The following is an 18680-nucleotide window of genomic DNA, read 5'->3' on the forward strand; positions in this document are numbered from 1 at the left end:
CGCCTCATGTTCATCAAGCGTCTTGGACACCGGTGCATCCCTGAGGGGAGGCCCGCGAATCTTCATCGCAGTGTCGGGTGGATGCCCGATAGCCGATCCCTCTGCGGGCACCTGCACACTGAACGATCGGTCTAATCAGGTCCGGATGGTGGTCGCCAGTCGGCGACGCTCTTCAGTCGCCACCGCCGTCGACGCCGTCGAACACTGCGGGGTAGTTGTCGAGCCACGCCCAGTTCTCGATCGGCCAGCTCACGACGAAGGCACGTCCGACCACGTTCTCGATGGGAACGAAGCCCTCACGTGGCGTGTCGGTCTGGTATCGGGAGTCTTGCGAGTTGTAGCGGTTGTCGCCCATCACCCAGAGCGAGTCCTCGGGCACGGTTGTATCGAAGTCGTCGCGAGATGCCTTGCTGTCGCCTGGCGGAAGGGTGATGTACGGCTCTTCGAGCGGCACGCCGTTGATGCTCAACTGTCCGAGCGCGTTGCAACAGGTGACGTGATCTCTGGGCAGCCCGATCACCCGCTTGACGAGATGATCGTTGGAGTCGGGGGCCGTGAGGCCGACGAACGCGAGGAACCAGTCGGCGGCGGCAACGAGGGGCGGCTGCGGTTCCTCAGGGCGCGCGGTGAGCCAGCCGCCTGGATCCTTGAAGACGACGACGTCGCCACGCTCGATCGGCACGACGTCGGGCACGAGCTCGTTCACGATGATGCGATCGTCGATCTCGAGCGTGTCCGCCATCGACTCGGAGGGGATGAAGAACGATCGGATCAGGAAGGTCTTGATCAGAAACGAGACGAGTACCGCGACCACGAAGATGACGAGCACGTCGCGCAGGAACAGCAGACCTGGGTGCTTCCTTCGCGTGACGGATTCTCCACTCGGCTCACCCGTGTCAGAGGCGGTCGCTTTGATAACACTCACGGGGACATTCTCACTGTTGGCGTACGGATTGCCCGGTCACACGGGCGCTCAGAATCGTTCGTGATTGGCGGGTGCGAGTGCCGTCCCGGCGGGAGCGTCGTCGAGTAGGTCGTCGTCGTCCCGCTCGGCCAGTGCGCCGCGAAGGGCCTGCTTGGCTCGGTGCACGCGGCCGCGCGCGGTTGTGAGCGGGATCCCGAGAGCGAGGGCCGCGTCTGGGACTGGCAAGCCGTCCCAGTAGATCAGCATGATCAGCTCGCGCTGGTCGGAAGGCAGCGCCGCGACTGCTCTCCTGACGTCGAGGAGGTCGTCATCGACGGGACCCGCTGCTGCTTGCTCCAGCTGTGCACGGAGTGGCCCTGCCAGCCGTGCCGCTCGGTGCCGCCCTCGAAGCCAGTTGCTGTGCACTCGGCTGGCGACGCCGTACATCCAGAGCTTTGCCTCGTGATCGTCGGCTGGGAGATGTCGCATCCGCCGCCAGGCAACCAAGAACGCATCCGCGAGGAGATCGGCAGCATCTGCTGGTTCGCTGGTGCGACGGAGGAAGTATCGGAGCAATTCGGGGGCAAGGTTCTCGTGAAGAAGGGTCAGGCGCCGCGCATCGTCGCCCGGCCGGTCGCGCCTCACTGCTGCTCCTCGCAGCCGTACTGGGCCTGCAGAGCGATGCCTGCGCCGAGGAACCCGCGAGCCTCGAACTCTTCTTGAATCTGCCCGACGAACGTCGAGTTGATATAGCTCTCGTCGGGGTCCGGTTTCTGGGACTCATTGAGGCGGGCCCTGGCCCACGTGCTGTCGCTCTCGTTCGTGTTGCGGTCGAGCTCCTCGATGTCGATCGAGGCAAGGAACTGCTGAGCCTCCTCGAAACGCGCAACGGTCGTGTCGTCCCGATTCATTGCATCGGGCTCGGCACCGATGCTGATTGTGCATTTCAGAGCACCCGTTTCGATCGGGATGACACGCTCGTAGCTCAGGTCACCCTGATAGGGGCGTGCCCACGGCATGAGGTCGGGCGCGGCAATGGCAGCGGCGCCGCCCGCAAGGCCGATGCACCCGAGGACGCCTGCAATCATGAGCGGGGTGAAGCGCGCTTGCTTGGATCTGGATGCCGCGATTCTCCGCGCGAGTTGCCGGGCATTTTCGTCCATCGCGACGTCCACAGTGTGCTTCGCCGGATCCGCTTGGATCAAACGGTCATCGATACTCACGTCTCGCCTCCTGCCGGCAGTTGATCTGCCGTTCACTAGGACATGTCCGGCTTGGTGACGATCTGCACACGCTGACCTTGAATAGTTGCATGCGCCGGCCGCTAGGACGCCGCTCAGGCGGCGGCGCACTCAACCACCGGCTATTGGGCGAGCTTGAGAGCGCCGGGCTATTGCCGAGCATTGGCAGGTCGCGGCGCCCAATCGTTGCCATCTTCAAGTGTGAATTCCAGCGCCTTGCGTCTCAGCACGATCGTGCAGATGACGACTGCGAGGGAGACCAGGAGGCCGAAGAGCATCGGTGGTCCGCCGACGCCTGCGACGGATCCGGCATGTACGAAGACCCCGGCGAAGAGTGCGGCCGACGAACCGAGAGCCACAAGTAGGGCGATCGCCCACCACCTCTTTCGCTGGGTGCGGGTGTTCGTGGCCGCGGCCGAGAGCACCTGCCACGCGGCCAGCAGGGCCAGCTCAAACAGTCCGATCGCGACCCCGATAGCGATGACGTAGGGACGCGCCAGGTCCGCATATTCGGGATATCGGGCTGCATACTCTGCCGCAGCGGTCGGAACGAGCCAGAACTGCATCAGCAGGGCGACGAAGAACACTGCGCTCAACGCAATGCGAACCGCTGGAACGTTCTGCTTGGACATGATCATCAGAATCGTCTCGCTCGCCTTCGTCATTCACACGATAGTGACGATGAGGTTAGCCGTGCGGGACAGAATCTGGACCGCGCGCGCCGCGCGGCAATGTTGTGCCAGCTGGAAGTTCTGCGGGTTGGTCCGCTTACGGATCCGGAGTGCCCATCACGGGCTCCACCCACGCGGTATATAGGGCTCAGCTCGCTGTCTGCTACTTCTCGAACACCGCCCGGCCCGAAACAAACTTCGCGATACGAGTTAAGGACGGCGCCTTTCCGGACATGTCCTATGTGAAGGCACTCTACGAAGGGCAGGCAGATGGATTCGGTGGACGAGGTGGTGCGGCGTGCTGCGCCGCGGGCGCTGGGCGCTGAGTTAGCTGCTGCGGAACAGGCCGAAGCCGTTGCGCGAGCAGTCGTTGCTGCCGAAACCCGCGAGCGTTCGCGCACTTCGCGCCTCCGAAGGTTTCTCGGCGGCGCCGCACTCGGGATCGGAATTCTCGGCCTAGGTGTCACCGCGGCCGCGGCCGCGCCTGCTGTGATCGACTGGCTGGGCTGGACCCCCGACATCGTCGCGCAACGCAGCTTCGAGTTGCAGGACGGATCCGACCTCGGGCTCTGCGAGGTCTTCATTCGTGTGGCCCCCGAATATCGCCAGCATGACCTTTCGGACGCCGAAGTAGACAAGCGAACCGAGGAGGCACGGCGATTCCTCACCGAGCACGACTGGGAACCGCTCATCGCGTCCATCACCACGGACGAGATCCAGGCCGCGTACGAACTCGAGGTCGAACAAAGCGTGGCGTACACCGACCCGGACAGCATCGCATCCGGTGCCACCCCGCCTCCCGCAACGTATTCAGGTGCTGCCATCCAGGTCATGAAAGATCGCATCTCCGATGAGTTCAGTCGGGCGGGTCACCTTCGTCAGGGAGTCGGCCTCGAAGGGGCGGCAGGGCCGTGCGCCGGTGCGACCGAAGGTCCGACGCAATGATGAACCGGCGGCGTCGGTCGACGCGTGAAGCGCGCTTCGAGCACGTGTACGTGGCCAACGCGGCCGACCTGCTGAGCTACTTCGGCCGGCGAGTGCAGATCCCGGCCGACGCGGCAGATCTGCTCAGCGAGACGTTCATCGTGGCGTGGCGGCGCGGCGATCGAATGCCCGTCGAGCCCGAGCAAGCACGGATGTGGCTGTTCGGCGTCGCCAGGCGGGTCCTCGCGAACGCCGCCCGCGGCGGCGCCCGCCATTCCGACCTCACGGACAAGCTGCGCGCACATCTCGAGGCGCTCCCGACCGAGCAGGTCGATGCGGAAACCCTCGACATCCGCGCCGCGCTCGACGCCCTCCCGGACGACCAATCCGAGCTCGTTCGTCTCGTCCTCTGGGATCCGCTACCGGCATGCGGGAGCGTCGCTCAATTGTCTTCGTGGACGAGGCGCTTCCCCATCGTCAACAGACGCGCAGTGGGTGGCTGAGCCCTTCCCGATCGATATGCTCAGCCCATGAATTCTGCCGTGCTTGATCAGACACGAAACGGGCAGCTCTTCGCTTGGGGGCTCGTGTTTCTGGTTCTGGGCGCGGTCGCCTTCGTTGGCGGGCCGGCGTTGATCTTCACCTTCTACGTCACTCAGGGAGAAGCGCCCCTGGCCGGCATCGGGTCATGGAACATCGTCATCGGGCTGTTCACCTGGGTGGCAGCTTTGGTCTTCCTAGGCCTCGGTGGTTTGCTGGTCCTGCTTAGCCGCCGCCGCTGAACGCCGACGGTGATTATCTGACGTGAGCCCACAACCGTCGGGGAGCCGCCAGGAGACTGAGGCGCCCACTCCACGCATCGAGGGCGGCGCGGAGTCACCTCCAATTCGGACATCAGCGCAGCGGCGCCGGATCGCGGAGGTTCTCCAGGGGCCGCGATGCCCTCGCTAGCCGCTTTCGAATCTGTCGGCGCGAGCTGAGCTGTTCCCAGAGAGTCAGCAGGCGCTCTGTCTCGACTGCGCCGTCCGGGTAGCCATTGCTCATGCCCCGAACCTATCGAGACGCGTCAACACCTAGTGCGCGGCTCCGAATTCGATGAGGAGTACGCCGCCGACTATGAGGATGAGCCCGAGGCTCATGATCCAGGTCAATGGTTCTTTGAAGAACATGCGGCTGAGGATGGCGGTGATGGCGACGCCGGCTGCCGCCCAGATGCCGTAGGCAACGCCAAGCGCCACGCCCTCCGCGAGGACGACGGAGAGCATGATGAAGGCGAGGAGGTAGCCGCCGCCGACGGCGAACCACCACAGTTTGCTTCCGGACGTTGCCATGCGGAGCGAGATGGTGGCGGTAACCTCCGCGATGATCGCTGCAATGAGGCAGATGAGGGCGAGGGCCGTCACTGTGCGACCTCCGTGTTCTTGTGAGCAGCTTGTGAGCCGAGTTCGACGAGGAGCACGCCGGCCATGACGACGGCGATGCCGATGCCCATGAGTAGAGTGATCGGTTCCCAGAAGATGATGAGGGACATGATCGCCGTGAGGGCGACGCCGCTTGCGCCCCAGATGCCGTAGCCCACGCCGAGGCTCATGCCGTTACGAAGCGACATGAACAGCGCGAGGATTGAGCCGAGGTAACCGACGACGACAAGGGCGTAGAAGCCGGGTGAGTCGAGGGCGGCTTTCAGGGACAGGGAGCCGGTCACTTCCAGCGCGATCGCGATCGCGAGGAACAGCCACTTCTTCATGAGTTCGAGTCCTTCGGGAGGAGGGAGAGGGCGACGTCGACGACGGCGGCGCGTTGCGGATCGTCGAGTGGGAGCATCCCCAGGCAGCGGTCGATCCAGGCACCATCCGCAATCAGGCGTGCGGCCACGACCTGCGGGTGATCTGATTCGCCGAACCAGGCATTCATCCGCTCCGCCCACCGCACCGAGAGCTTGACGCGCAGCCGCGGATCGGCCAAGAGTGCGAGGTCGGCGGGGTCCATGTCACCCATCAGCGTGTACTCGATGTAGGCGCGCAGCCGCCCCATCGCGTCCGCGCCGGCCCCTGCGCGCCGGCTCAGTTCGGCTTCCCATTTCAAGAGCAGGTGATCCAGCACCGCGAGGGTTAAGCCTTCTTTTGTTGCGAAGTGGTGCACAACACCGGGCTTGGTGAGCCCCGATACGCGCGCCACAGCGTCAATCGTCAGTGCATCGCCTGCGCGGAGAACGTCGAGAGCTGAGTCAAGGATTTCTGGTTTGGTTGCCACAAGCAGAGCCTACCATACGTATGGTAGGTGCGCGGGGCCTATGTCAGCCATGGGAGTATCAACTTTTTGGCGCCCGCAAACCGGTCCAGCGCCGGACACCCGACGTGCGGCACCCCTCCCGCGAGGATCAGCGTCGCCACTGAGGGCCAGATTCCCGTATGACCCGCCCGATGAATTGCCCGGTGACGGGGGGCTATTCGCTACAGGCGAGTCCTGGCCCGGAGGCCGACACTAGGCTGCTCGACATGGCCTACGACGTCGCACGCATCCGATCGATGTTCCCCTCGCTCGAGAGCGGGTGGGCTCAGTTCGACGGCCCCGGGGGAACGCAGACGCCGCGAGCCGTGGGCGACGCCGTGGCATCCGTGCTCACCGGTCCGCTCTCGAATCGCGGCACGACCGGCGAATCCGAAGAGCGTGCCGAGGCGGCGGTGCACGGGTTCCGCCTCGCGATGGCCGACCTGGTCAACGGGCACCCGCGCGGCATCGTGCACGGGCGCAGCGCCACGCAGCTCGCATACGACTTCTCGCGCATGCTGTCGCGAGGCTGGGGCGAGCGCGACGAGGTCGTCGTCACACGGCTCGACCACGACTCGAACGTGCGGCCGTGGGTGCAGGCCGCCGAGCGCGTCGGCGCGACCGTGCGGTGGGTCGACTTCGACCCCGAGACCGGCGAGCTCGCGACCGAAGCCGTCGAGGCAGCACTCACCGACCGCACCCGGCTCGTCGCCGTGACGGCGGCGTCGAACCTCATCGGCACGATGCCCGACATCCCCGCGATCGCGGCGGCCGTGCACGCGGTCGGCGCATTGCTCTACGTCGACGGCGTGCACTACACCGCGCACGAGTTGCCCGACGTTGATGCGCTCGGCGCCGACTTCTTCACGTGCTCGCCATACAAGTTCCTCGGCCCGCACTGCGGCGTGCTCGCCGCGCAACCCGAGCTGCTCGAGATGTTGATGCCCGACAAGCTGCTGCCGGCCACGAATGCCGTGCCCGAGCGGTTCGAGTTCGGCACGCTGCCCTACGAACTGCTCGCCGGCGCCACCGCGGCGGTCGACGTGCTCGCCGGGCTCGCGACGTCAGGCGACGGGTCGCATGAGTCGGATGCCCCGGGCTCGCGCCGCGCGCGGCTCACGGCCTCCTACGCGGCGCTGCACGAGCACGAGGAAGTGCTGCGCTCGCGCATCGAGGCGGGCCTCACCGACCTTCCGGGCCTGACCCTCTGGTCACGCGCCTCGCGCCGAACACCGACGCTGCTCATGACCTTCGCCGACCACGCGGCATCCGACATCACGAACGCCCTGGCGCAGGGCAAGGTGCTCGCGCCTTCGCACAACTTCTACGCGCTCGAGGCGTCGCGCCGGCTCGGACTCGGCGACGAGGGCGGGTTGCGCATCGGGCTCGCGCCCTACACCGACGCCGACGACGTCGACCGCCTGCTCGACGGGCTCGCGGCCGCGCTCGCATGAGCGCCCCGCGGGTTTCGGACCTCACCCGGCGGCGAGCGCATGCGGTGTCGCCGGCGCCCCCTACGTTGGAACCATGATCGTCGCTCAGACCGCCGCCCGACTCCGCCACCTGCACACCGCACCCGAGCTCCTCCAGGTGGTGAATGTGTGGGACGTCGTCAGCGCGACGGCCGTCGCCGGCCTCCCCGGCACCCGGGCGATCGCGACCGCGAGCCACTCGATCGCCGCGTCGTTCGGCTATGCAGACGGCGAGCACATCCCGGCCGATCTCATGCTCGACATGTGCGGTCGCATCGCGCGAGCCGTCGAGGTGCCCGTGACCGCGGACCTCGAGGCCGGCTACGGCGATGCGGGCGAGACGATCCGCCGTGCGATCGGCGAGGGCATCGCCGGCGCGAACCTCGAGGACCAGCTGAAGCCGCTCGCCGACTCGGTCGCCGCGGTCTCCGCCGCCGTCTCCGCCGCCGAGGGCGAGGGCGTGCCGTTCGCCCTCAATGCCCGCACCGACGCGTGGCTGCGCGGCAAGGAGCGGCCTCGCGAGGTCTGGGTCGCCGACGCCATCGAGCGCGGCCGGGCGTACCTCGATGCCGGCGCGACGTGCGTGTTCGTGCCGGGGAACTTCGGCGAGGACGTCGTCGCCGAACTCGTCGACGGCATCGGCGAGCGCCGGGTGAGCCTCATCGGGCTGCCTGACGTCCCTTCGCCGACTCGGCTCGAGGAGCTCGGAGTCGCACGTCTCTCGTACGGCCCGTACACTCAGCGGGTCGTGCTCGGCGCCCTGCAGGACCTCGCGAGCGACCTGCACGACGGGGGCGTGCTGCCCAGCGGCATCCGCGCGCTCAACTGAGCCCACCGTGAATCGGGGAAGTCCGCCGCACGGCGGGCAGCGAATCCCCCGAGCGGCGGATGACCCGGCCGCACCTGCGTCGTTAGGGTTGCCGTGAGGCGGCTCGACCGGTCGGGACGCGTGGGGGCGCGGCCCCGGCGGTCGGGTGCGTCCTCACGATGAGAGGAGCATGCATGGCGGCTGGAATGCCCATCGAGATCACGGGGCTCAGCAAGCGATTCGGACCGGTGACCGCAGTGGACGATCTCAGTTTCACGGTCGCGCCCGGACGCGTGACCGGGTTCCTGGGCCCCAACGGGGCGGGCAAGACCACCACCTTGCGCGTGCTGCTCGGCCTCGAGCGCGCGACGGCCGGCACGGCGACGTTCGGGGGCACCCGGTATCGCGATCTGGCCCGACCGCTCGAGACCGTCGGCGCCTCGCTCGACGCGAACTTCCACCCCGGGCGCAGCGCCAAGCAGCACTTGGCGGTCTACGCGACCGCCGCGGGCCTGTCGAAATCGCGCGTGCCCGCGGTGCTCGAAACCGTCGGGTTGTCGGAGTTCGCCGGCCGTCGTGTGGGCGGGTTCTCGCTCGGCATGCGCCAGCGCCTCTCGCTCGCGTACACGCTGCTCGGCGACCCGGGCGTGCTCGTGCTCGACGAGCCGGTCAACGGGCTCGACCCCGAGGGCATCAGGTGGATCCGCGGCTTCCTGCAGAGCCTCGCCCACGAGGGCCGCACTGTGCTCGTGAGCTCGCACTTGCTGAGCGAGGTGCAGCAGAGCGTCGACGACATCGTGATCATCTCGCGCGGACGGCTCGTGAAGAGCGGACCGCTGTCGGGCCTCGAGCTCGAGGCCGCGCCGCGCACCGTCGTCGACTCCCCCGACCGGCTGCGGCTCGCGGGGGCGCTCGACCAGGCTGGCCTCGAGTACACCGAGGACGGCGAGGGGTTCGTCGTCGACGAACCCGACCCGGGGCGCGTCGGCCACGCCGCGTTCGTCGCCGGGGTCGAGCTCAGCTCCCTGCACCGCCTGACGTCGGGACTCGAGGACTCGTTCCTCTCGCTCGTGAGCGGGGGTGAGCAGGCATGAGGGCGGTGCGTGCACTCGGCTCCGAGTTCCAGAAGGTCTTCACGACCCGCATGTGGTGGCTCATCGCAATCCTCCTCGTGGCCTACGTCGCATTCCTCGCGGGCGGCTTCGGCGCCTTCCTCGGCTGGACGATCGAGAACCCCGATGCGGCCCAGACCAGCGGCAACAACACCCAGCTGCCGCCGGGCATGCAGCTCGCACCACTGCTCTACAGCTTCGCGTCATCGGTGGGCTACGTGTTCCCCGTGCTGCTCGGGGCGCTCGCGGTGACCGGCGAGTTCCGGCACAAGACGCTCACGCCGACCTTCCTGGCCGAGCCGCGCCGAACCACCGTGCTCTCGGCGAAGTTCGGGTCGCAGCTCGTCGTGGGCGCCGGGCTCGGCGTGGTCGCGTTCGCCACCTCGGTGGGCACGGGCGCCGCCGCGCTGGCGGCGTTCGGACTCGACACCGAGCTCGACACGAGCGACACGTGGGCGCTCATCGGCCGCGGCGTGCTGGCGATGGCGCTCTGGGGCGCGATCGGCGTCGGCCTCGGCGCGCTCGTACCGAACCAGGTCGCCGCGATCGTCATCGTGATCGCGTTCACCCAGTTCATCGAGCCGATCCTGCGCCTCGCGGCGTCGCTCAACGAGGTCACCGCGCAGATCGGGCAGTTCCTGCCCGGGGCGGCGAGCGATGCCCTCGTCGGGGCATCCTTCTACAACATCGCCGCGGTCGGATCGCCGGAGGCGCTGGAATGGTGGCAAGGCGGGCTCGCGCTGCTGACCATCGGCGTCGTGGCGACGGTCATCGGCGGCGCCACGACCTGGCGGCGGGACGTGTCGTAGCGGTGGATGTCGCGACGCTGCGCGAGCTGCGCCTGCGGGTGCAGGGGCTGCGCGCGCCGTTCGACCTGTCGGCACCCGAGGTGGTTCGGAGGTTCGTCGCCGTGCAGGCGCAGGAGTTCGTGCCCGCACAATGGGGACTCGCCGCGCGCGTGCCGCGCGAGCAGCGCCCCGACGTGGCATCCGTCGCCGCGGCGATCGACGACGGCGAGATCCTGCGCACGCACGTGCTGCGCCCGACCTGGCACTTCCTGCATCGCGACGACGCGCGTTGGGTGCTCGACCTGTCGGCCGAGCGGGTGCACCGGGCGAACGCGACGTACTACCGGCGCACCGGCCTCGAAGGAGCGGATGTCGCGCGCGCGATGGATCTCGTCGCCGCCGCGCTCGACGGCGGGCACCGCACACGGGCCGAGATCATCGCTGCGCTCGAGGCCGACGGCATGCCGAAGGCCGGGCTCGGCTTCACCTACGTCATGATGCACGCCGAGCTCGAACGCGTCGCGATCAGCGGAGCCAACGTCGGCAGGCAGCGCACCTACGCGGCCTTCGACGAACGTGTGCCCGCGGCGGCGCCGAAGCCGCGCGACGAAGCCCTCGCCGAACTCGCGGCGCGGTTCATCGCGTCGCGGGGGCCGGTGACCGATCGGGACTTCGCGTCCTGGTCGGGGTTCACGCTCGGCGACACCCGGCAGGCGTTCGCCGATGCCGCCGACCGGGCGGGCGCACACGGCGGGCGCATCGAGCAGGTCGACGTCGACGGGGTGACGCACCTGCTCGATGCCGAGGCCGTGGCCGCGGCATCCGCTCGCTCCGACGGCGCGCGCGACGCCGGCCACCGTGACGACGGCGACGGCGACCACGGCATCGTCGACCTGCTGCAGGCGTATGACGAGTACATCATGGGGTACGCCGCCCCGCGGGCCTACCTCCTGCCCGACGGCATCGACGCGCTGCACGCGGAGTTCCCGCTGCACGCGCTCATGATCGACGGCGTCATGTGCGGACGCTGGGCTCCCGTCGCCGACACCAAGCGCGTGCGGGTCCGGCTCGTGCCGTGGCGCGGATTCACGGCACGAGAGGAACGCGGGCTCGAGGCATCCGTCGCCGATCTCGAGGCGTTCTTCGGCCTGCCCGCCGCGATCGAGCGCGAGGCCGTCACGTCGGTCGAGCGCCGGATCGAGTAGGCGCGCCAGCGCCGTATCGAGATCTAGCGCCCGACGAAGAAGGACGCGTATCGAGGCCCGGCCGCGATCAGCCGCCGAGCGCGCCGCGGATGGTCGCCGCGGAGCGCTGCAGCCGGCCTGCGATCTCGGCGTGATCGTCGCGGGGCCCGATGTACACGACCGCGATCGCGGCGGGGCGCCGGCCCCGCAGACTGAGCGGCACCGCGACGGATTGCACGCTCGGAATCACCTCATCGTGACTCGTCGCGTACCCGCGGACCAGCACCTCGGCCACGTCGGCCCGGAGACCGTCGGAGACGTCCTCGGGCCACTCCGCCTCGGGCAGCATCGAGAGGATCACCTTGCCGGGCGCACCGACCGTCACGGCGTGCCGCGAGCCGGGGCGCTGCACCATCGACGCGACGGCGTGGCGCGGTTCGACGCTCGCGAGCGTGATGCACTCCGCCTGGTCGAGCACGACGACGAAGCTCGTGATGCCGAGTTCGTTCGCGATGTCGGTCAGCTCGGGGAGCGCCTCGGCCTGCAGGTCGCGCGAAACGCCCGAGGCGAGCGCCGCCATGCGTGCGCCGAGCGTGATTCGGCTCGCCGAGTCGCGCACGACGAGACCGTGATCCTCGAGCGTGCGCACGAGGCGGTAGGCGATCGACCGGTGCACGCCGAGCGACTGCGCGACCTCGTCGGTCGTGAGCGGCGCGGGAGCGTCGGCGAGGAGCTCGAGGATGCGGATGCCGCGACTCAGGGTCTGCGACGCGGGAGCAGCGGTTGTCGGCGCGGTCTTGGGCGGCGCCGACGGAGAGGTCGAGGTCGCGGTCGAGGTCGCGGTCGCGGGTCGAGTAGTGGAGACCAACGTCGCCCTCCCATGATCGTCACCGTGCGTTGCACTGTCCGAGGTGATGCATTACGATTTCATCACTCCATAATGGAGATCAGAGTTCTAATATAGAACCCCAGCGACCACAGCACAAGACCTCGACATCGCAGTCCGAGGAAGGGATCGATGACGATGCAGTTCCACCACCACGGCTACGTGTCCGGAGACCCTCGAGTGCTCCCGGCGGAGGGCCTCGGTCTCGATCGTCCGGCCGACCTCCCCGACGAGATCGACGTGCTCATCGTCGGCTCGGGGCCTGCGGGCATGCTCCTCGCGGCGCAGCTGTCGCAGTACCCTTCGGTCTCGACGCGCATCGTCGAGCGGCGGCCCGGCCGGCTCGCCATCGGCCAGGCCGACGGCATCCAGGCGCGCAGCGTCGAGACGTTCCAGGCCTTCGGCTTCGCCGAGCGCATCGTGGCCGAGGCGTTCCAGCTGCGCGCGATGCACTTCTGGGCCCCCGATGCAGACGACCCCTCGAAGATCGTCCGCACCTCGCGCGCCGAAGACGACCCGCACCACGTGAGCGAGTTCCCGCACATGATCGTGAACCAGGCCCGTGTGCTCGACTACTTCGCCGAGGCCGCCGCGAACGGCCCCGCTCGCATCACGCCCGACTACGGCTGGCAGTTCGTCACCCTCGAGGTCGATGACGAGGGCGAGTTCCCGGTGCGCGTGACGCTGAAGCGCAGCGCCGGCGACGACGAGGGCGAAGAGCGCGTCGTGCGCGCGAAGTACGTCGTCGGCTGCGACGGCGCCCGCAGCGCCGTGCGCGAGTCGATCGGCTGCAAGCACGTCGGCGGCATCTCGGCCCACGCGTGGGGCGTCATGGACGTGCTCGCCGTCACCGACTTCCCCGACATCCGCACCAAGTGCGCGATCCAGTCGCACGAAGACGGCAGCATCCTCCTCATCCCCCGCGAGGGCGGCTACCTCTTCCGCATGTACGTCGACCTCGGCGAAGTGCCCGCAGACGACCACGGCAAGATCCGCCAGACCCCGCTCGACGACGTCATCGCGCAGGCGAACCGCATCCTCAGCCCCTACACGCTCGACGTCCGCAACGTCGCATGGCACAGCGTCTACGAGGTCGGGCACCGCGTCACCGACCGGTTCGACGACGTTCCGGTCGAGCTCATCGGGCAGCGCGACCCGCGCGTGTTCATCGCCGGCGACGCGTGCCACACGCACAGCGCCAAGGCCGGCCAGGGCATGAACGTGTCGATGCAAGACGGCTTCAACCTCGGCTGGAAGCTCGGCCAGGTGCTCGAGGGCCGCAGCCCCGCATCCCTGCTCGCCACGTACTCCGGCGAGCGGCAGGTCATCGCGCAGAACCTCATCGACTTCGATCGCGAGTGGTCGACGCTGATGGCCAAGAAGCCCGAGGAGTTCGACAGCCCAACGGCACTCGCCGAGTTCTACACGGCCACCGCCGAGTTCCCGGCGGGGTTCATGACCCAGTACACCCCGTCGACCATCACGGGCGAGGCGACGCATCAGGAGCTCGCGGCCGGCTTCCCGATCGGCAAGCGTTTCAGGTCGGCCGGCGTCACCCGCGTCGCCGATGCGGTCGAGATGCACCTCGGTCACCACCATCGAGCCGACGGACGCTGGCGCATCTACGCCTTCGCCGACACCCCGGCCGCAGGCGAGCCGTCGGCCCTCACCGACTGGGCGGAGTGGCTCACGACGTCGGCGGACTCCCCCGTCGCACGGTTCACGCCGGCGGGTGCCGACGTCGACCGCGTCTTCGACGTCAAGGTCGTGTATCAGCAGCCCTACGAAGGCGTCGACCTCGGGCTCGTGCCAGACATCTTCCTCCCGCGCGTCGGCCCGTTCGAGCTCATCGACTACGAGAAGGTCTACGCCATCGACCCGAAGACCGACGACTTCTTCGAGGCGCGCGGCATCGACCGCGGCGGCTGCATCGTCGTCGTCCGGCCCGACCAGTACGTCGCCCACGTGCTGCCGCTCACGGCGAGGGAGGAGCTCACCGAGTTCTTCGCGGGCAACATGCTGTCGCAGCATCCCGAGTCCGCCGCCGCGTCGCACACAGCCGACGCCTTGGCGCCCTCCGTCTAGCCGGCAACGTCGCGCGCGCCCGTCCTCGCGACGCGCGCGACTGTTGCCGACCGGTACGATCGCGGCATGGCCGTGATCGCGAGTATCGTCGTCGCCCTCGCCGCGCTCCTGCACGGCTACATCTTCCTCATGGAGAGCGTCTGGTGGACCCGCCCGGCGACGTGGAAGCGCTTCGGCGTCGCCGACCAGGCCGCCGCCGACACGACCCGGCCGATGGCGTACAACCAGGGGTTCTACAACCTGTTCCTCGGCATCGGTGCGGCGCTCGGGCTCGTGCTGTACTGGTCGGGCGCGATCGACGCGGGCAAGGCGCTCGTGCTCTTCACGACCGCGTGCATGGTGCTCGCCGCCCTCGTGCTCACGACGACGGGGCGGGGATACGTGCGCGCGGCGCTCATCCAGGGCACGCTGCCGCTGATCGGGTTCGTGCTCTTCGCGATGACCGCCTGACCGACGGCGCTCAGTCGGGAGGGGTCTGCGCGTCGGTGTCGGGCTCGACCGAGAGCTTCAGTCGGTTGATGAGCTTGGCCGCGTGATTGGTGCTCAGGATGATGCGCGTGAACTCGCCGTCGGCGAGCTCGAGCACGACCGCCTGCCGCTTGCCCTTGACGATGACGAAGTCGCTGCCGCCGTGGTACTTCCACATGCCGACGGCGACGACGAGCGGCACCTCGGTGCCGCGCCGGCGGATGCCGCGGATCCAGATCCACGGGTCGTCGGTGATGGTCGCCGAGCGGATGTCGTCGCGCTGCACCACGAGATCGTCGCCGCGCAGCGCGAGCGCCTTCTCGGCCGGGGTGAGGTGAACCTCGATCCGGTCGTTGTGCACGCGAAGCTGGGCCATACGTTCCATCCTGCCTGAGGTGGCCGCGGCGCGCCGTGTCGCCACCCCACAAAGGCGTAACGATCCGTTCGTCGGTCGAGTAGCGCCCGACGAAGGAGGACGCTGCGCTCGCTACTCGACCGACGGCGGTGTGGCGGATGCCGCAGCCCGCGCCGCGGCGGGCAGGGCGTCGATGACGCGGCCGATGGCCGCCTCATCGTGCGCGGCCGTGACGAACCAGGCCTCGAACACCGACGGAGGCAGGGAGACGCCCGCGTCGAGCATCGCGTGGAAGAACGGGGCGTAGCGCCACGACTCCTGTCGCTGCACGGTCGCGTAGTCGCGCACCTCGCCGGCCGCCGCCTCGGCGCCGAACACGAAGCTGAACAGGTTGCCGGCGTGCTGCACGCGGTGCGCGACGCCCTCGGCGCCGAGCGCGTCGGACACGGCCGCGCTGATGGTCGCCGCGGTGGCGTCGAGGCGGTCGTACACCGAGTCGTCGGCCGCCCGCAGCGTCGCGATGCCGGCGGCGACCGCGACCGGGTTCCCCGAGAGCGTGCCGGCCTGGTACACGGGGCCGAGCGGCGCGAGGCGCTGCATGATCTCGGCGCGCCCGCCGAGCGCGGCGACCGGCATGCCGCCGCCGATGACCTTGCCGAACGTCATGAGGTCGGGCGTGTAGGCGGATGCCTCGTTGCGGGCCTCGAGCCCCCACCATCCGGCCGCCGAGACGCGGAAGCCGGTGAGCACCTCGTCGCTGATGACGAGCGCGCCGTGGTCGTGCGCGAGCTCGACGAGCGCGCGGTTGAACCCGGGAGCCGGCGGCACGACGCCCATGTTCGCCGCCGCGGCCTCGACGATGACGGCCGCGATGCGGTCGCCGTGCTCGGCGAACACTGCGGCGAGCGCGTCGAGGTCGTTGTAGGGCACGACGAGGGTCAGGGCGGCGATGTCGGCGGGCACTCCGGCCGAGCCGGGCAGCGCGAACGTCGCGAGGCCCGAGCCGGCCTCGGCGAGCAGCCCGTCGGAGTGGCCGTGGTAGTGCCCGGCGAACTTCACGAGGAGGTCACGGCCGGTGAACCCGCGCGCGAGGCGGATCGCGCTCATGGTCGCCTCGGTGCCCGTCGAGACGAGTCGCAGCTGCTCGACCGGGGCGACGCGGGCTTCGACGAGCTCGGCGAGCTCGGTCTCGGCCGGGGTCGACGAGCCGAACGAGAGGCCGCGGCTCGCGGCATCCGTCACCGCTTCGATCACGCGCGGATCGGCGTGACCCAGGATCGCAGGCCCCCACCCGGCGACGAGGTCGACGTACTCGCGCCCCTCGGCGTCGGTCACGTACGGGCCGCGCGCCGAGACGAGGAAGCGCGGTGTGCCGCCCACCGAGCGGAAGGCGCGCACGGGCGAGTTCACCCCGCCCGGGATCGCGGCCTGGGCGCGGGCGAACAGGTCGGCGTTGGTGGGTTGAGGAGGCGACGAAGGAGCCGTCTCGAAACCACGAGACGACGGTCGAGTGGGTTGAGGAGGCGACGAAGGAGCCGTCTCGAAACCCGGCGTCTCGGTCATTCCGTGTCTCCGTTCCGGATCCATTCGGCGAGCTCCGCGGCCCAGTAGGTGAGCACGGCGTCGGCGCCGGCACGGCGAATGCCCCGCATGGATTCGATGACCGCGCGCTTGCGGTCGATCCAGCCGTGCGCGGCGGCCGCCTCGATCATCGAGTACTCCCCCGAGACCTGGTACGCCCAGACGGGGACCTCGCTTGCGGCGGCGACGTCGGCGAGCACGTCGAGGTAGCTGCCGGCCGGCTTCACCATGACGACGTCGGCGCCCTCGTCGATGTCGATCATCGCCTCGCGCAACCCCTCGCGCCGGTTACCGGGGTCGAGCTGGTACGAACGACGATCGCCCTCGAGGGTCGACTCGACCGCGTCGCGGAACGGCCCGTAGTAGGCGGAGGCGTATTTCGCCGAGTACGCGAGGATCGCCGTGTCCGAGAACCCGGCGTCGTCGAGGGCGTCGCGCACGGCGGCCACCTGGCCGTCCATCATGCCGCTCAGGCCGAGCAACTCGGAGCCGGCGCGCGACTGCTCGAGCGCCATCGCCCGGTACCGCTCGAGGGTGGCGTCGTTGTCGACGCGGCCGCGGTCGTCGAGCACGCCGCAGTGTCCGTGGTCGGTGAACTCGTCGAGGCAGAGGTCGGTCTGCACGACGAGACGGCCGGCGGATGCCTCGACGGCGACCCTCGTCGCGACGTTGAGGATGCCGTCGGGGTCGGTGGCCCCCGAGCCGCGCGCGTCGCGCACCTCCGGGACGCCGAACAGCATCACGCCGCCCAGGCCGGCGGCCGCGGCCGCACCGACGGCGTCGGGCAGGCTCTCGAGCGAGTGCTGCACGACGCCCGGCATCGACGTGATCGGCACCGGGGCGCTCACGCCCTCGCGCACGAACACCGGCAGCACGAGGTCGGCGGGGTGCAGGCGGGTCTCGGAGACGAGCCGGCGCAACGCGGGTGTCTCACGGAGTCGACGCGGACGGACACGGGGAAGGGGCGTGGAACTCACCCGGCAAGCCTACGTGGCTCTCGCTGAGTGCGTCCTCGGGTGCGGGTCGGGCCGCGGACAGAGCCCGCGCAGCTCAGGAGAATTGCGTCGACACGGCCTGTGACGGGCCCATGGCGCCCATTTTCCTGAGTTGCGCACGCAAAACAGGGTCAGGCCAGGGCGGTCGCGGCGTCGACGACCGCGTCGATGAGCGACTCGGCCGTGCGCTCGCGCGCGATCACGTCGACGCGCAGGCCGACCTTCGCGGCATCGCTGCGGGTCTGCGGCCCGATGGCTGCCACCAGGATGGTCTCGGGGATCGGGCCGAGCTGCTGCTGTACCTGCTCGGCGACGCTGCCCGACGTGACGAGCACGGCGCGCACGTTGCCGGCACGCACGTCGTCGGCGACCTTCGCCGACACGGGTACGCCGACGGTGCGGTACGCGACGACCGCCTCGACGTGGTGCCCCATGCGCTCGAGTCCGACGGAGAGCACCTGCTTCGCGATCGCCGAGCGCAGGGCGAGCACGCGCAGTCCGCGCACGCCGTCGGTCGCGGCCTCCCACTCCTCGAGCATGCCGCGGGCGGAGTTCTCTTCGGCGGGCACGATGTCGGCGTGGTACCCGGCGGCCACGAGGGCGGCAGCGGTGGTCTCGCCCACCGCTGCGACCTTCGTCGTCTCGGGGATCACGGCGCCGTACGACGCGAGCACGTCGACGGTCGTCGCACTCGTCACCGTCAGCCAGTCGAAGCCGCCGGCCGCGAGCTTCTCGAGTGCGGCGACGAGCGCGGGCTGGTCGTCGGCGGGAGCGAAGTTGATCATCGGCGCGATCACGGGCGATGCACCACGGGCGCGCAGCGCTGCCGCGACGCCGTCGCCCCAGGGCCCGCCGCGGGGCACGAGCACCCGCCATCCGGCGAGCGGCTTGCCGCCGCCCGAAGCGGGCAAGTTGATGGCACCCGTCATCGGTTC

22 protein-coding genes are annotated in these 18680 nt (G+C 69.2%); 10 read left to right on the forward strand and 12 right to left on the reverse strand.

The features are described 5' to 3' along the window. Window positions 1–172 precede the first annotated feature (172 nt). From lepB to LQ757_RS00020, 4 genes are all read right to left on the reverse strand, one after another. Window positions 173–925 (reverse strand): signal peptidase I, encoded by a 753-nt coding sequence (gene lepB / locus LQ757_RS00005; RefSeq protein ID WP_372459602.1) that lies wholly within the window; start codon window positions 923–925, stop codon window positions 173–175. Window positions 926–973: 48 nt separating this feature from the next. Then, the gene (locus tag LQ757_RS00010; protein WP_231045167.1) at window positions 974–1549 is read right to left on the reverse strand and encodes an RNA polymerase sigma factor; all 576 of its coding nucleotides are present in this window, start codon (window positions 1547–1549) and stop codon (window positions 974–976) included. Beyond that, window positions 1546–2127, reverse strand: coding sequence for a hypothetical protein (locus LQ757_RS00015; protein ID WP_231045168.1), 582 nt, complete (start codon window positions 2125–2127; stop codon window positions 1546–1548). The genes LQ757_RS00010 and LQ757_RS00015 overlap by 4 nt, the downstream gene beginning before the upstream one ends. 167 nt (window positions 2128–2294) lie before the next feature. Next, window positions 2295–2810 carry a DUF2975 domain-containing protein gene (locus tag LQ757_RS00020; RefSeq protein WP_231045169.1) on the reverse strand — a complete coding sequence of 172 codons (516 nt, stop codon included), beginning with the start codon at window positions 2808–2810 and terminating at the stop codon, window positions 2295–2297. Window positions 2811–3086: 276 nt separating this feature from the next. Here LQ757_RS00020 and LQ757_RS00025 point away from each other — a divergent pair, with 276 nt between their 5' ends. The 3 genes from LQ757_RS00025 to LQ757_RS00035 are packed head-to-tail and all read left to right on the forward strand — an operon-like array spanning window position 3087 to window position 4522. Beyond that, a complete protein-coding gene (locus LQ757_RS00025) occupies window positions 3087–3761 on the forward strand; it encodes a hypothetical protein (protein WP_231045170.1) in 675 nt (224 codons plus the stop codon). Beyond that, window positions 3758–4243, forward strand: coding sequence for an RNA polymerase sigma factor (locus LQ757_RS00030; RefSeq protein ID WP_231045171.1), 486 nt, complete (start codon window positions 3758–3760; stop codon window positions 4241–4243). The genes LQ757_RS00025 and LQ757_RS00030 overlap by 4 nt, the downstream gene beginning before the upstream one ends. A 27-nt stretch (window positions 4244–4270) precedes the next feature. Next, window positions 4271–4522 carry a hypothetical protein gene (locus tag LQ757_RS00035; protein WP_231045172.1) on the forward strand — a complete coding sequence of 84 codons (252 nt, stop codon included), beginning with the start codon at window positions 4271–4273 and terminating at the stop codon, window positions 4520–4522. 291 nt (window positions 4523–4813) lie between these two features. Here the strand turns inward: LQ757_RS00035 and LQ757_RS00040 are convergent, their stop codons facing one another. Genes LQ757_RS00040 through LQ757_RS00050 form a run of 3 tightly spaced genes read right to left on the reverse strand, consistent with a single transcriptional unit; the run spans window position 4814 to window position 5993 of the window. Next, window positions 4814–5143, reverse strand: coding sequence for a DMT family transporter (locus tag LQ757_RS00040; protein WP_231045173.1), 330 nt, complete (start codon window positions 5141–5143; stop codon window positions 4814–4816). Further along, window positions 5140–5487 carry a DMT family transporter gene (locus LQ757_RS00045; protein WP_231045174.1) on the reverse strand — a complete coding sequence of 116 codons (348 nt, stop codon included), beginning with the start codon at window positions 5485–5487 and terminating at the stop codon, window positions 5140–5142. Before LQ757_RS00045 ends, LQ757_RS00040 begins: the two co-directional genes overlap by 4 nt. After that, window positions 5484–5993, reverse strand: coding sequence for a TetR/AcrR family transcriptional regulator (locus LQ757_RS00050; protein WP_231045175.1), 510 nt, complete (start codon window positions 5991–5993; stop codon window positions 5484–5486). Before LQ757_RS00050 ends, LQ757_RS00045 begins: the two co-directional genes overlap by 4 nt. A 245-nt stretch (window positions 5994–6238) precedes the next feature. Between LQ757_RS00050 and LQ757_RS00055 the strand changes: the two genes are divergently transcribed. The 5 genes from LQ757_RS00055 to LQ757_RS00075 all read left to right on the forward strand — a co-directional run bounded on the left by LQ757_RS00055 (window position 6239) and on the right by LQ757_RS00075 (window position 11396). Further along, entirely contained in the window at window positions 6239–7465 is a 1227-nt protein-coding gene (locus LQ757_RS00055) for a cysteine desulfurase-like protein (RefSeq protein WP_231045176.1), read from the forward strand. A gap of 73 nt (window positions 7466–7538) precedes the next feature. Further along, on the forward strand, window positions 7539–8312 hold the full coding sequence (locus LQ757_RS00060; RefSeq protein ID WP_231045177.1) for an isocitrate lyase/PEP mutase family protein: 774 nt from the start codon (window positions 7539–7541) through the stop codon (window positions 8310–8312). A 173-nt stretch (window positions 8313–8485) separates the two neighbouring features. After that, window positions 8486–9385: an ATP-binding cassette domain-containing protein gene (locus LQ757_RS00065; protein ID WP_231045178.1), complete on the forward strand. Its 900-nt coding sequence runs from the start codon at window positions 8486–8488 to the stop codon at window positions 9383–9385. Then, window positions 9382–10212 carry an ABC transporter permease gene (locus LQ757_RS00070; protein ID WP_231045179.1) on the forward strand — a complete coding sequence of 277 codons (831 nt, stop codon included), beginning with the start codon at window positions 9382–9384 and terminating at the stop codon, window positions 10210–10212. Before LQ757_RS00065 ends, LQ757_RS00070 begins: the two co-directional genes overlap by 4 nt. A 2-nt stretch (window positions 10213–10214) precedes the next feature. Then, window positions 10215–11396, forward strand: coding sequence for a winged helix DNA-binding domain-containing protein (locus LQ757_RS00075; RefSeq protein ID WP_231045180.1), 1182 nt, complete (start codon window positions 10215–10217; stop codon window positions 11394–11396). A 67-nt stretch (window positions 11397–11463) separates the two neighbouring features. On the opposite strand, the gene LQ757_RS00080 is transcribed toward LQ757_RS00075, so the two are convergent. Continuing rightward, entirely contained in the window at window positions 11464–12135 is a 672-nt protein-coding gene (locus tag LQ757_RS00080) for an IclR family transcriptional regulator (protein WP_231046266.1), read from the reverse strand. Between the two features lie 264 nt (window positions 12136–12399). On the opposite strand from LQ757_RS00080, the gene LQ757_RS00085 reads away from it, so the two are divergent. Both LQ757_RS00085 and LQ757_RS00090 read left to right on the forward strand, forming a co-directional pair. Continuing rightward, on the forward strand, window positions 12400–14346 hold the full coding sequence (locus LQ757_RS00085; protein WP_231046267.1) for an FAD-binding monooxygenase: 1947 nt from the start codon (window positions 12400–12402) through the stop codon (window positions 14344–14346). Window positions 14347–14412: 66 nt separating this feature from the next. Further along, a complete protein-coding gene (locus LQ757_RS00090; protein WP_231045181.1) occupies window positions 14413–14796 on the forward strand; it encodes a DUF1304 domain-containing protein in 384 nt (127 codons plus the stop codon). A gap of 10 nt (window positions 14797–14806) precedes the next feature. Here the strand turns inward: LQ757_RS00090 and LQ757_RS00095 are convergent, their stop codons facing one another. The 4 genes from LQ757_RS00095 to LQ757_RS00110 all read right to left on the reverse strand — a co-directional run bounded on the left by LQ757_RS00095 (window position 14807) and on the right by LQ757_RS00110 (window position 18674). Next, window positions 14807–15190: a hypothetical protein gene (locus LQ757_RS00095; protein WP_231045182.1), complete on the reverse strand. Its 384-nt coding sequence runs from the start codon at window positions 15188–15190 to the stop codon at window positions 14807–14809. A 111-nt stretch (window positions 15191–15301) separates the two neighbouring features. Next, entirely contained in the window at window positions 15302–16732 is a 1431-nt protein-coding gene (hemL, locus tag LQ757_RS00100) for a glutamate-1-semialdehyde 2,1-aminomutase (RefSeq protein ID WP_231045183.1), read from the reverse strand. After that, the gene (hemB, locus tag LQ757_RS00105) at window positions 16729–17727 is read right to left on the reverse strand and encodes a porphobilinogen synthase (protein ID WP_231045184.1); all 999 of its coding nucleotides are present in this window, start codon (window positions 17725–17727) and stop codon (window positions 16729–16731) included. The genes hemL and hemB overlap by 4 nt, the downstream gene beginning before the upstream one ends. A 149-nt stretch (window positions 17728–17876) precedes the next feature. Beyond that, window positions 17877–18674: a uroporphyrinogen-III synthase gene (locus LQ757_RS00110; RefSeq protein ID WP_231046268.1), complete on the reverse strand. Its 798-nt coding sequence runs from the start codon at window positions 18672–18674 to the stop codon at window positions 17877–17879. Window positions 18675–18680: the final 6 nt, after the last annotated feature.

Source organism: Agromyces cavernae (assembly GCF_021044935.1).
In the GTDB taxonomy this organism is placed as follows: domain Bacteria; phylum Actinomycetota; class Actinomycetes; order Actinomycetales; family Microbacteriaceae; genus Agromyces; species Agromyces cavernae.

Excerpts from the sequence above, each read along its gene's own strand:
- LQ757_RS00025 (WP_231045170.1), top strand. The coding sequence starts at position 3,087 with ATGGATTCGGTGGACGAGGTGGTGCGGCGTGCTGCGCCGCGGGCGCTG.
- LQ757_RS00035 (WP_231045172.1), top strand. The coding sequence starts at position 4,271 with ATGAATTCTGCCGTGCTTGATCAGACACGAAACGGGCAGCTCTTCGCT.
- LQ757_RS00070 (WP_231045179.1), top strand. The coding sequence starts at position 9,382 with ATGAGGGCGGTGCGTGCACTCGGCTCCGAGTTCCAGAAGGTCTTCACG.
- LQ757_RS00090 (WP_231045181.1), top strand. The coding sequence starts at position 14,413 with ATGGCCGTGATCGCGAGTATCGTCGTCGCCCTCGCCGCGCTCCTGCAC.
- LQ757_RS00110 (WP_231046268.1), bottom strand. The coding sequence starts at position 18,674 with ATGACGGGTGCCATCAACTTGCCCGCTTCGGGCGGCGGCAAGCCGCTC.
- LQ757_RS00020 (WP_231045169.1), bottom strand. The coding sequence starts at position 2,810 with ATGACGAAGGCGAGCGAGACGATTCTGATGATCATGTCCAAGCAGAAC.
- LQ757_RS00065 (WP_231045178.1), top strand. The coding sequence starts at position 8,486 with ATGGCGGCTGGAATGCCCATCGAGATCACGGGGCTCAGCAAGCGATTC.
- LQ757_RS00095 (WP_231045182.1), bottom strand. The coding sequence starts at position 15,190 with ATGGCCCAGCTTCGCGTGCACAACGACCGGATCGAGGTTCACCTCACC.
- LQ757_RS00045 (WP_231045174.1), bottom strand. The coding sequence starts at position 5,487 with ATGAAGAAGTGGCTGTTCCTCGCGATCGCGATCGCGCTGGAAGTGACC.
- LQ757_RS00085 (WP_231046267.1), top strand. The coding sequence starts at position 12,400 with ATGCAGTTCCACCACCACGGCTACGTGTCCGGAGACCCTCGAGTGCTC.
- LQ757_RS00055 (WP_231045176.1), top strand. The coding sequence starts at position 6,239 with ATGGCCTACGACGTCGCACGCATCCGATCGATGTTCCCCTCGCTCGAG.
- hemL (WP_231045183.1), bottom strand. The coding sequence starts at position 16,732 with ATGACCGAGACGCCGGGTTTCGAGACGGCTCCTTCGTCGCCTCCTCAA.
- LQ757_RS00060 (WP_231045177.1), top strand. The coding sequence starts at position 7,539 with ATGATCGTCGCTCAGACCGCCGCCCGACTCCGCCACCTGCACACCGCA.
- LQ757_RS00030 (WP_231045171.1), top strand. The coding sequence starts at position 3,758 with ATGATGAACCGGCGGCGTCGGTCGACGCGTGAAGCGCGCTTCGAGCAC.